Source organism: Pseudarthrobacter linnaei (assembly GCF_055412825.1).
Genome location: NZ_JBVAYX010000072.1, coordinates 1 through 1,171 on the forward strand (window position 1 = coordinate 1; position 1,171 = coordinate 1,171).

A 1,171-nucleotide genomic window follows, 5' to 3' on the forward strand; every position below is an offset into this window, starting at 1 on the left:
GGCTCTTCAAGGTTCGTGGGGAAATGGATTCCCGGATGAGTGTCATGCCGCCGTCCGGGCGGCACTTCTCAAGAGAATAACTGATTTGTAGTTGGCGGGGTTGCGGTAGCCGCGGGCGGTGCGTTTGATGTTTTTGATGGCGGTGTTATTGGCCTCTACCTTGCCCGTGGTGGCGCCGGTGATGATGAGCACTTCGATCTCTTTCCACCACCGGCAGACGGTGCGGTAGAGCCTGTTAGTCTCCGGCCGTGCGGCTGCCTTGACCAGTTCCTCGAGTTGGGTTTTCGCAGTTTCGGCGTCTTCCAGGGATCCGGTACGCAGCAGGGCCCGGAGTTGTTCCTTGACTTTCCACACCGCTTGGAGGGTGCCGGTCGGATCGTCGGCGGTGAACACTTCTTCGAGCCGGAGGGCTGCCCTGCAGCTGAGGGTGTCGCCGCCGCGCAGCAGGAGCATCCGGTGCGCCCATGCCTTGTCGACGGCCCGGCCGCGACGGCCCCTGACCTGCTGGGAAAGGTTCTGCCGGGTCTCTGTCATTGCCTGGTTGGCCAGTGAGATCATATGGAAGTGATCGACCGCGACAGCGGTGCGGGGCAGCCACATCCGCAGCGCTTTGCGGAAGGCCGCGGAGGGGTCGATGGCGACGACCTGCACTCCCAGGCGCCACTCCAGGGGGCGGGCGAACAGCCAGTCCCCGACGCCCTTGTGGTCCCGGCCGTCGACCACGCCCAGGACCTGGCCGGTGTCCAGGTCCACAATGGTTGTCATCCAGGGTTCGAACCGGGTCCACGTGCTCGTGGCCGGGTCCTGAAAGTAGCGCACAGACCGGAAGCGGTGTTCGTCAATGCCCAGCATCCGGGGGCTGAGCGCATCTACGTCGGGCAACTTGAGCAGGCACGCTTCATTCAGTGCCGCTCGCACCATCCACCAGGACACGGCGAAGCCGGCAGCCGTCTCCGACACCGCCCTGCCCGAGCGGATGACAGCATCCACGAGGTGGTCCCGGAGCCGGCCGGTGGAGCGGGCGCGGCGCGGGACCTGAGGGGTGGACTCAAAGAACGACAGCCGCGCACAGGCCGACTCTTCGCAGTACCAGCGGTACTTGGACCAGAGAACCTCCACAGGACCGCCGACAGGAATATCCCTCAGCCGCTGGAGACGTCGCTCCTTACGC

1 protein-coding gene is annotated in these 1,171 nt (G+C 65.0%); it reads right to left on the reverse strand.

Translation table 11 applies throughout. From position 1 onward, the window contains the following. Positions 1-42: 42 nt before the first annotated feature. A partial coding sequence (locus ACZYZ3_RS20515) for an ISL3 family transposase (protein ID WP_463965604.1) occupies positions 43-1,171 on the reverse strand: 1,129 nt, incomplete at its 5' end.